This window comes from Marinobacter antarcticus (genome assembly GCF_011049865.1).
Lineage (GTDB): Bacteria > Pseudomonadota > Gammaproteobacteria > Pseudomonadales > Oleiphilaceae > Marinobacter > Marinobacter antarcticus_A.
The window spans coordinates 1-9,452 of sequence record NZ_DRGY01000080.1 but is presented as its reverse complement, the minus strand read 5'-3'; the positions used below and the strand labels follow the sequence as shown (position 1 = coordinate 9,452).

8 protein-coding genes and 3 pseudogenes are annotated in these 9,452 nt (G+C 55.4%); 5 read left to right on the top strand and 6 right to left on the bottom strand.

Features of this window, described 5'->3' with window-relative positions; translation table 11 throughout:
* The coding region (locus tag ENI00_RS10375; RefSeq protein ID WP_304101753.1) for an AMP-binding protein at positions 1 to 1,270 on the bottom strand (1,270 nt) is incomplete at its 3' end.
* 147 nt (positions 1,271 to 1,417) lie between these two features.
* Here ENI00_RS10375 and ENI00_RS18760 point away from each other — a divergent pair.
* The 4 genes and pseudogenes from ENI00_RS18760 to ENI00_RS10360 all read left to right on the top strand — a co-directional run.
* Positions 1,418 to 1,771: an ABC transporter substrate binding protein gene (locus tag ENI00_RS18760; protein WP_304101751.1), complete on the top strand. Its 354-nt coding sequence runs from the start codon at positions 1,418 to 1,420 to the stop codon at positions 1,769 to 1,771.
* A 15-nt stretch (positions 1,772 to 1,786) separates the two neighbouring features.
* A pseudogene (locus tag ENI00_RS10365) lies at positions 1,787 to 1,972 on the top strand (ABC transporter permease); the annotation flags it as partial.
* Positions 1,973 to 2,116: pseudogene (locus ENI00_RS18755) on the top strand (ABC transporter permease); the annotation flags it as partial.
* Between the two features lie 86 nt (positions 2,117 to 2,202).
* A pseudogene (locus ENI00_RS10360) lies at positions 2,203 to 2,466 on the top strand (ABC transporter ATP-binding protein); the annotation flags it as partial.
* A gap of 62 nt (positions 2,467 to 2,528) precedes the next feature.
* On the opposite strand, the gene ENI00_RS10355 reads toward ENI00_RS10360, so the two are convergent.
* The 5 genes from ENI00_RS10355 to ENI00_RS10335 are packed head-to-tail and all read right to left on the bottom strand — an operon-like array spanning position 2,529 to position 7,152.
* On the bottom strand, positions 2,529 to 3,254 hold the full coding sequence (locus ENI00_RS10355) for an ABC transporter ATP-binding protein (RefSeq protein ID WP_304101750.1): 726 nt from the start codon (positions 3,252 to 3,254) through the stop codon (positions 2,529 to 2,531).
* The gene (locus ENI00_RS10350) at positions 3,251 to 3,997 is read right to left on the bottom strand and encodes an ABC transporter ATP-binding protein (RefSeq protein ID WP_304101748.1); all 747 of its coding nucleotides are present in this window, start codon (positions 3,995 to 3,997) and stop codon (positions 3,251 to 3,253) included. The genes ENI00_RS10355 and ENI00_RS10350 overlap by 4 nt, the downstream gene beginning before the upstream one ends.
* A 10-nt stretch (positions 3,998 to 4,007) precedes the next feature.
* The gene (locus ENI00_RS10345; protein WP_304101746.1) at positions 4,008 to 4,985 is read right to left on the bottom strand and encodes a branched-chain amino acid ABC transporter permease; all 978 of its coding nucleotides are present in this window, start codon (positions 4,983 to 4,985) and stop codon (positions 4,008 to 4,010) included.
* Positions 4,975 to 5,847, bottom strand: coding sequence for a branched-chain amino acid ABC transporter permease (locus tag ENI00_RS10340; protein WP_304101744.1), 873 nt, complete (start codon positions 5,845 to 5,847; stop codon positions 4,975 to 4,977). Before ENI00_RS10340 ends, ENI00_RS10345 begins: the two co-directional genes overlap by 11 nt.
* A 45-nt stretch (positions 5,848 to 5,892) precedes the next feature.
* A complete protein-coding gene (locus ENI00_RS10335) occupies positions 5,893 to 7,152 on the bottom strand; it encodes an amino acid ABC transporter substrate-binding protein (RefSeq protein ID WP_304101742.1) in 1,260 nt (419 codons plus the stop codon).
* Between the two features lie 369 nt (positions 7,153 to 7,521).
* Between ENI00_RS10335 and ENI00_RS10330 the strand changes: the two genes are divergently transcribed.
* The coding region (locus tag ENI00_RS10330) for an adenosylcobalamin-dependent ribonucleoside-diphosphate reductase (protein WP_304101741.1) at positions 7,522 to 9,452 on the top strand (1,931 nt) is incomplete at its 3' end.

Here is a 9,452-nt window from a genome sequence, read left to right as displayed (position 1 = left end):
CCTTCATCCGGCCGGTAATTTTCAAACGCCCCAGTTCGTCAATTTCGCCTTTGTCGCCGGTTTTCAAAAAGCCGTCGTCAGTAAAGGTTTCACGGGTTTTTTCTTCATCCTTGTAGTAGCCCACCATGGTGGCCGGGCTCCTGATCAGAATCTCGCCCTCAGGGCCAATTTTTGTTTCCACACCCGGCATGGACTCACCCACATAACCGGTACGGGAACGCCCCGGCTTATTGGTGTGTGAATAGGCAAAGTTCTCAGACATACCGTAGCCTTCCAGCAATTCCAGCCCAAGGTTGCGATACCAGTCCAGCACATCACTGGCGAGCGGTGCAGAGCCGCTTCCGGCCAGCTTGGCTTTATCCAGCCCGAGGCTTTTGAGAATCTTTTTCTTGATCAGCGTGTTCACCACCGGAATTTTCAGTAACAGATTCAGCTTCTTCTGCGGCAGCTTGTGCAGAACACCCTGCTGGAATTTGACCCAGAGCCTGGGCACTGACAGGAACAGCGTTGGCTGCGCACGCTTCATGTCTTCCACAAACGTGTCGAGGGAGCCTGCAAAAAACACATGAAAACCGGCATACAGCGACGCCAGCTCAACAAAGGTACGCTCAAACACATGGGCCAGAGGCAGATAGGACAACATGCGCTCATCGGGGCCTACCTGCAGCACCTCCATGCTGCCGTCTGCCGCAAACGCCATGTTACCAAAGCTGAGCATAACGCCTTTCGGTTTGCCGGTACTGCCAGAGGTATAAACAATCGTCGCCAGCTCGTCGGCAAGGCGTTCAACTTTTTCTTCCAGGGGCGGAAACTCGGCAATGATATCGTCCCAGGTTTCAAAATCGTTGGGCGGGCTCAGAGGGAACGAAATACAGCGAACCGATTTCGGTACGCCGGGCTTCATCATGTCCCAGTCATCCAGCTTGCCCACAAACAGCACGTCGCACTCGGCGTGGGTCAGCACGTATTTCACGGTGTCCGCATTCAGCGTTGGATAGAGGGGTACAGAAACATGCCCGGCCAGCCAGATAGCCCAGTCCGCCATAATCCAATGGGCGCAGTTTTTAGAGATCAGGCCAATCCGGCTTTTATCAGGAAGATTCAGCGATTTGAGATACGACGCCATGCGGCGGGCCTCATCAACAGCCTTGCCCCATGTGTACTCCACCACCTTGCCGCCATCGAGGGGCTGAGTCATATACAAGGCATTCGCCTTGGTACTCTCCCAGTGATAGATCATATCCAGGGGAAGTTTTCTTGTTGTATTCATGGGTCTTCCTTGCTTTCGTTATTTGAGTTATCCCCACAGTATTTCGACTTTAGTAGGGTATTTCAACACCTATTCCCGGAATTTCGGATCAAGCCAACATCGCGCTCAGATCACACCTACATGCCCTATCACCAAGGAGGTGAGGCTGTGATAAACTCTCGCGTCTTGTTAACACAACGCATCCTGTTGGGTGCATCATTTATGGCAATGGCAAGTCTCTCACAGGCTGCAGAGCCACGTGTTGTCGCGATTACGCAGATTGTTGAGCACCCGGCGCTGGATGCCGCTCGTGATATCCCGGTGGTGTTTGCGGCAGACACGGCCACCGTTGCCCGCGGCGCCGCAGCTGCAATGGGTTTTGACTACTACGACCATGGCCGCCAGGCCGGCGTGATGGTAGCGCGCATCCTTGAGGGTGAAAAGGCCGGCGAACGCATGGGCATCACCCTCTCGGATGATGTTATCGCAGACGCTGAAGAAGTCGTCAAAAGCCGCAAGTAACGGTGACCTTTACCCATGCTCAGTGATATTGCACTTTACGGCGCCATCGAAACCGGCTTGATTTGCGGCCTGGTTGCGTTCGCTATTTATCTTTCATTTCGCGTGCACGATTCTCCCGATCTGACCGTTGATGGCAGTTTTCCGCTGGGCGCTGCCGTTGCCGCCGTGCTCATTGTTGACGGCTGGGATCCCTGGCTGGCCATTGCCCTTGCACTTAACGCCGATTTTCTCGGCCTGCAGGCGCAAGATCTGAATCTGATCACGGCGGTTCTGGTTACCCAGGCAATTGTGTTACCTGGCATCCGCACGTCCGTGGTTAATAAATTGACTCGCAAAAAAGCCTGAGGAGGCAATATGATCAGCGCAACCGATCTGCGGCTTACCTTTGGCAAAGGCACGCCGCTGGAAAGCCCCGCACTTTGAACTGCCCCCTGAACCTGGGGCTTGAGAACCGCCTGAGCGACAAGATGGGCCTGCTCTCCGGCGGCCAGCGCCAAGCCGGCAGCCTGTTAATGGCAAGCCTCACACCGTCGGCCATTCTGCTGCTTGATGAACACACAGCCGCGCTGGACCCAAAAACCGGGGCGTTCGTGCTGGCGTTGACAACCAAAATCATTGAGGAACACAAACTGACCGCTTTAATGGTCACCCACAGCATGAAACAGGCGCTGGAAGTGGGCAGCCGCACGGTGATGCGCTTGAAACCCAGCGCAGGCTTTCAGTAGACAACGACAGCTTGCTGTTGGGTTAACGAAATCTATTCCGATACGGTGCCACCCATGTAAATCGACATGAGATGCTCATCGCTTCGTATGTCGTCTCTGGTGCCGGAAAACTTGTTTTTTCCTCCCGCAAAAATATAAACACTGTCTGCTACCGGAAGCGCTTCGCGAATATTCTGCTCGATCATGATCACGCCCACACCGCGTTCCCGTAACGCGAGCACTCGGTCCATGGTCTCATTAACCAAAGCCGGCGAAAGGCCTGCAGACGGCTCATCCAACATCACAAAGGCAGGGTTCGGCACCAGCGCCCGGGCGATGGCCACCATCATTTGCTCACCACCGGAAAGCGAGCCTGCCGCAACGTTGCGGCGGCGTTGCAGGTTCGGGTAATCCGCGATCAATGTTTCGATGCGGTCGTCTACCTCACGGGTATCCTTCAGCGAATAGCCGCCCATTCGAAGATTTTCCATCACGGAAAACCGGGGAAACACACCGCCACCCTGGGGCATCATCACAATGCCTTTGCGAACCATCTCATGCACGGGCAGCCCGGTGAGATCTGCATCCCCCAGGGTTATTTTTCCTGCCCAGGGCGGCAGCAACCCGGCTATGCCCTTGATCACCGTGGATTTGCCACTGCCGTTGGGGCCAAAAACACAGGTTATATGGCCCGGCTGTGCCGTTATGGAGATACCGTGTACGATTTCCTGCTTACCGTAACCGGTCTTCAGGTCGGTAACGTTGAGTACGCCGCTCATGGCTGCCGCCCCAGGTAGGCGCTTTGCACCTCTACATTGCTCGCTATTTCGTCAAACGTACCCTCGGCCACAATCTCACCCATATTCATCACAATGAGCCGGTCACAGATCTCACGCACCATTTCCATATCGTGCTCGATGATCAGAAAGGTTATGCCGGTCTCGCGAAGGCGCCTTATGGCATCCAGAATAATGATGCGGATATTGGGATGAACACCCGCAGTAACCTCATCAAGCAAAATCACTTTCGGATCGCGCATGCACACCCGGCCAAACTCAAGAAGCTTTTGTTGCCCGCCAGACAGCTCCGACGCCAGATTGTTAATCACGTGCGTAATCTGAAGCATCTCCGCGACTTCCTCTGCCCTGCCCGGCGCGCCTTTCCAGTCACCCTCAACGGCGGCCGCCAAGAGGTTTTCACGCACGCTCATGTTGTCGAACAAAGAGGGAATCTGAAAGGTTCGCCCGATGCCCGAGCGCGCAATACGCCAGGTAGGCTGGCCGGTGACATCCACGCCATCAAGCCAAACACGCCCGCCATCCGTTGGCTGCCCTCCTGCCGCCAGGCTGAACAGTGTCGACTTGCCGCTACCGTTGGGCCCAATCACACCCACAACCTCACCCGGCGCCACCTCCAGACTAACGCCGTTGACCGCCGTAACCCCGCCAAAACGTTTGACAACCGATTCAAGCACCAGAGGTGATTTGTTCGTAGAGGATGTCTTAATCGCTGGGGACGACATAATGCCTCTCCTAGAACTTGCGAAGAATACGAGAAATCAGTTCGCGCCCGCGGCGGCGCCCAACAAAAAGGCTGATCAACCCGTTAGGTAAAAAGAGCACCACCATCGCAATGATCAAGCCGAGAATGGGAAGGTACACCACGGTATCGCCGAACGTGGACCAGATATACCGGTTGGTCGTCCACAGCACAACTGCGCCCAAAGCCGGCCCCCAAATAGTGCCCAGCCCACCTAACAGCACCATAACGACCATCTGGTCGGTAATGTCTGGCCCCAACACAGACTGTGGATCAATAAAGGTGGTCCAATAGGCAAACACACTGCCGAACAGCGCAGTGATCGCGGCGGACAACGCAAACGCCTGCACCTTCACGAGGTTGGTGCGAATTCCCATCGCCTCTGCCGCAGGCTCATGATCACGCAGGGCCTTGAGACGAAAACCGAAGCGGGTGTATTCGATCAGATACCACACCCCGAGAAAACTTGCCGCAGCGGCTGCCAGCATCGTGTAGTAAAAGAAAAATTCGTTCAGGTAGGCTGGCACTGAAAGACCACCCGTGCCACCGGTGACATCCAGCACCGTGGCCAGTTGAATCAACATCTCCGAAAAAGCCCAGGTTGCGATGGCGAAGTAGGCACCGCGCAGGCGCATGGTGGGGCCGCCGATAATAACCGCGACAATCATGGCCACAATAACGCTGGGCACAAGGGTCGCCAGAAATGGCATCCCTATACCAGATTGCATGAGTATTGCGGTGGTATAGGCACCAATGCCAAAAAAAGCAGAGTGGCCGAAGCTTATATAACCTGCGTAACCCCCAACAATGTTCCAGGCACACGCCAAACCGGCCCACATCAGCGCACCGGTCACAATGCGCAGGCTGTAGGGATCGATGAAGGCGGGAACAAACGCCAGCGCGATCAGACCGACCACAACAGCCGCTAATCGGAATAAATAATCGCGAACTTTGTCAGGATTAGATGCCACGTCCAAGAACCCCCTTTGGCGCGACCAGCAGAACCAGAAACAGCACCCCGAATACAACCAGCAAGGAATAGCGGGTGCCGATATAGGTAGACACAATAGACTCCATTAGCCCGAGAGCAAGTCCCGCAATCAGCACCCCCCCCACCGACCCCAGCCCGGCCAGCACCGCAACGAAGAAGGCAAACAGGGTATATCGAATGCCAACCGAGGGATTTACGGAGTAAATGGTAGCGATCAGAACCCCCGCCGAAGCCGTTATCCCGGTATAGAGCCCGTAAACGTAAGCCGAAACCCGTTTTACGTTCACGCCCATCAACCCCGCATGGTCCCGGTTTTGAGCAACCGCCCGCACCGCCATGCCGAAACGGGTTCGGTAGAGCAGCACGAAAACCCCCAGGCAAATAACAATGGCCATTAAAAACGCACTCAGGCGCAACAAGGGAATAGTGACTGGCCCAAGGGTTAGAAACTCGCCGGAAAATACCGATTCGACGTTTCGGCTGTTATAAGACCACAGCCAGAGCGCGCCGCCGCGCATCAGCAGGAAAAGGCCAAAGGTAAACGCAAGAGCCATCAAGTCTGGTCGCGCGTAACGGCTGGTTCGCACGTGATAGATCAACGGCCCTATTGCCCCACCAATCAGGGCAAACAGGGCGAATACCAGGAAGATGCTGATGAACGGATCAATACCGGCCAGTTCCACTAACCAGTAGGCGGCATAGCCACCCAGCATCACCCAGCCACCGACCGCAAAGTCGATGACGTGCAGCACGCCGAACGTTAACTGGAAACCGATAGTCAGGGAAATCAATATCCCGCCTATCAATACGCCGTTAATAATGGTTTGCAGAAACAGGTCCAAAGCACCACTCCTGAAAGGTATTGACTGTTTCCCCAGACGGCTCGATCAAGTCGCGCCGGGCATGGGGTACAGCAGATCTCCTTCCGATGCATTGCTCGGGGCGACGGGTACTACCTTGCCGTCCTTGATCTGAACCACAACGGGCACTGGCTTGATGTTGTTGTGGAAGTGGTCACCATCTTTTGCAAACGCGACAGGGCCATAGAAGGTTTCAATATCGGTATCGGCAATGGCTTTCGCCAACTCCACCCGGGTTTTCTGATCCCAGGGCGGTGCCTTGCCAAGTCGACGGGCCGCATCCTGCAGCACCAGGCCACTGGCGGAGCATCCTGCCTCGGTGTAGTCAGGGTGCGTACCCCAACGCGCGAACGAGAGTTCGGAATAATCGCTGGCGGTGCCGAACAGATCATCACGATAAGGAAGCCCGGCCGTCCACACCGACACGCCGAGCACGCCGTTGGCCTTTTCGCCCAACTGGCTGATGAAAGCCGCCGACGTTACGCCATAATGCATGATGAGTGCTTTCGGCCGATAATCGAGAGACACAGCCGCGTTGACGAAATTGATAAACACACTCTCATGGCCGCCAACGGCCACAATGTCTGGGTTGTCCGCTTTGAGCTTGGATATAACGGGCGTGAGATCCGCGTTAGCCGGGAACAGCTCGTAGCGCAGCAGCTCCAGATTCGTTTTCTGCACACCGTTGCGAAAGCCCTCGGCTGTCTCTTTGGAAAAAGGCTCATCAACACCCACCACGGCGGCGGTTTTTGCTTTTGAACCCAGACTCTCTGCGAGCACCTTAATCGAATCGCCAGACGTAAGGTCCACCGCTGGTATCATGCCGAAGTTAAATGCGGGCTTTGGCAGCCACACGTTGGGAGATTCGGCAGAGCCTGAAATCATTGGCACCTGGTATTTCGCACTGATGGGCTGAACGGCCAGTGTTACGCCTGACGTGTAGGGCCCAAACAGCACATCTACTTTGTCCTGAATAATCAACCGCACCGCGGCGTCGGCACCAGAAGCCGGGCGTGATTGCGCATCACCGTAAAACATTTTCACAGGGTAGCGCTCGCCCGCTATCTCTATGCCACCCAGTTTGTTGATTTCCTCCGCCCACAGATCGTAACCCCGGCGGGTAAGGTTGCCACCAAACCGGTTGTCTCCCGAAAGCGACGTCACCACACCGCACCGAATAACTTTCTCCGACGCCTGGGCGAAAACAGACGGTGCGCCCAGCACCATGGCACTGGAACCCAGCACGGTTCCTTGCAGCAGTGCCCTTCGTGAAATTTTCCGAGCCATGTTGTTCTCCCTGCGCTATATCGAATATCGGTTTAGCCCGCTGACGGGCCGTGCAGTTTGTGTACATTCGCTGCACCTACCTTCACCTATAGTTCAAATTCCTGAACCTGTATAGCAAACACCGGTATATTGACGGGCCTGAATTCGGCTCTGGCTTGTGGCGATTTATAGTTCGCGCGTTCGGCTCAGAGCTTTCCAGCCCAAGCGCCGGATTTACCGGAGTTTTCCTCCTTGCAAGCCATTTTCCATTGATTTTTCTTTGCCAGAAGCGGCTTCTCAATAGTTCCGCTTGAGTTCACAAAACACTATATCCTGTTATAATCGCCTCAAATAATCCTACATATAGTGATTTTTAATTGAGGGATGGCAATGAACGCTAAGGCAGAGGCAGTGGTTACATCGATTCCGATGCAGGACACTTCGCTTGATATCTGGACCAGTAAATATCAGCTCAAAACCAAAACAGGCGAAGCCGTAGACAAGGACATTAACGCCACCTATCACCGGGTTGCCGTTGCGCTGTCGCAAGTCGAGAACAAAGACGTGCGCGCCGAACACATGAAGAATTTTGCCTGGGCACTGCGCCACGGTGCCATTCCCGCCGGCCGGATTACCTCCAACGCCGGCGCCGAAGCGCACAAGCCTGCGACCTCTACCATCAACTGCACCGTATCCGGTTCCGTTCAGGATTCCATGAACGACATCCTGGAGAAAAACCACGAAGCAGGCCTCACCCTCAAGGCTGGCTGTGGTATCGGTTACGAATTCTCTACCCTGCGCCCGAAAGGCGCCTATGTAGCCGGCGCCGGTGCAACCACCTCCGGCCCGCTGTCGTTCATGGATATCTTTGATCGCATGTGCTTCACCGTGTCGTCTGCCGGTGGCCGCCGTGGCGCCCAAATGGCCACGTTTGACGTTCACCACCCGGACGTCATCGACTTCATTCAGGCCAAGCGCGAAGACGGCCGCCTGCGCCAGTTCAACCTCTCCTTGCTGATCACCGAAGACTTCATTGAAGCCGTTCGGAACGACAGCGATTGGCACCTCTCCTTCCCGGTTACCAAAAAAGAAGTGGAAGAAGAAGAGCTGGATCTCACAGACGCCAGCCTGTACGTGTACCGAGACTTCCCGGTACTGAAAGGCTACGTGGTTAATGAAGAAGGCAAGGTGGCGTGCCGCATTTACCGCACCCTGAAAGCCCAGTTCATCTGGGACACCATCATGACCTCCACCTACGATTACGCAGAGCCCGGCTTCATCCTGATCGACAAGGTTAATCAGATGAACAACAACTGGTTCTGCGAAGACATTCGCGCCACCAACCCCTGCGGCGAACAGCCCCTGCCCCCCTACGGCAGCTGCCTGCTGGGCTCTGTGAACCTGACCATGTTTGTAGACTACCCGTTTACCGACAAAGCCAGCTTCAACTACGAGAAATACCGCAAAGTAGTGGGCATCTTCACCCGCATGCTGGACAACGTAGTAGAAATTAACGGCCTGCCCCTGGCCGAGCAGCGCCACGAAATTACCCACAAGCGCCGCCACGGCATGGGCATTCTGGGCCTGGGCTCAACCCTTGCCATGCTGCGCATGCCTTACGGCTCATCCGATTCCGTACAGTTTACCGAAGACGTTGTGCGTGAAATGGCCGTAGAAGGCTGGCGCCAGTCGCTAGCGCTGGCGCAAGAAAAAGGCGTTGCGCCGATCATGGAAGACGACTTCGAAATTACCCCGAAAATGATGGGTAAATGCCCGCAGCTGTCGAAAGACGGCTACAAGCTGGGCGACAAGCTTAAAGGCCGTGTACTGCATGCCAAATACAGCCGCTACATGCAGGAAATTGCCAAAGTGGATCCCGAATTGGTGGCACAACTGGCAGAGAAAGGTGGCCGCTTCACCCACCACACCTCCATCGCGCCAACCGGCACCATCAGCCTGTCGCTGGCCAACAACGCCAGCAACGGCATAGAGCCAAGCTTCTCGCACCACTACGCCCGTAACGTGATCCGCGAAGGCCGCAAAACCAAAGAAAAAGTCGACGTGTTCTCCTTCGAACTGCTGGCCTATCGCCACCTGGTCAACCCAGGCGCCATGCCCTTTTCAGAAGCAGAAGACACCAAACTGCCCAGCTACTTCACCACCTCTGACGACGTAAGCCCGGCGCAGCACGTAGACATCCAGGCCGCCGCGCAAAAGTGGGTGGATTCCTCAATTTCCAAAACCGCGAACGTGCCCACCGACTTCGCCTATAAGGAATTCAAGAACATCTACCTCTACGCCTACGACATGGGCCTGAAGGG

What these genes read in the sequence shown, in the direction of transcription:
- ENI00_RS10355 (WP_304101750.1), bottom strand. Translation starts at nt 3,254, where the DNA reads ATGAGCGGCGTACTCAACGTTACCGACCTGAAGACCGGTTACGGTAAG.
- ENI00_RS10350 (WP_304101748.1), bottom strand. Translation starts at nt 3,997, where the DNA reads ATGTCGTCCCCAGCGATTAAGACATCCTCTACGAACAAATCACCTCTG.
- ENI00_RS10335 (WP_304101742.1), bottom strand. Translation starts at nt 7,152, where the DNA reads ATGGCTCGGAAAATTTCACGAAGGGCACTGCTGCAAGGAACCGTGCTG.